This is a genomic window from Agromyces sp. P1_H4 (genome assembly GCF_056405255.1).
Window position 1 is genome coordinate 1 of the sequence record NZ_JBFUCL010000634.1, and the last position, 506, is coordinate 506.

General features: G+C 73.3%; 1 protein-coding gene. It reads left to right on the forward strand.

Going from position 1 to position 506, the window contains the following annotated elements; translation table 11 throughout:
• Positions 1 to 254 precede the first annotated feature (254 nt).
• A partial coding sequence (locus tag AC1DY2_RS20510) for a hypothetical protein (protein WP_476764086.1) occupies positions 255 to 506 on the forward strand: 252 nt, incomplete at its 3' end.

Here is a 506-nt window from a genome sequence, read left to right on the forward strand (position 1 = left end):
ACCCACACCCAGCGCGGACGATGCTCGGCCTCGAGCCGGCGCATCACCTCGGGCAGGTTCTCGTCGCCGCCGACCGTGATCGGCTCCGACCGACGGTCGGGGTCGATGAGGACGACGCGACCCGACTCCCCCGCTGCGACGACCACCTGCACCTCCCCATTCTCGTGGGCGCCGGTGACATGACCGGCTCACGCGCACGCCGATGTCGGCGGCGACCGTCACGATGGAGCCATGGAACGGCGAGACGGGCGAGCATGGTCGCGGTGAGCTTCCGGTGCGGGCACGGTGCCGGCGTCGACGATCCGGGCGCGGTGCGGCTCGGCCGCGTGTGCCCGCTCTGCATGCTCATCGACGAGACGCATCGCAGCCGCGGCGAGCTGCTCGGCCGGGTCGCTCCGGCGCAACGACGCGCGCTCGCCCACGAGACGCGCGTGGGCGCCGCATACGACTGGCGGTGCGCTCGCGGCCACGATCGCTACACGGCCTCGGTGCGCGAGGTGCTCACC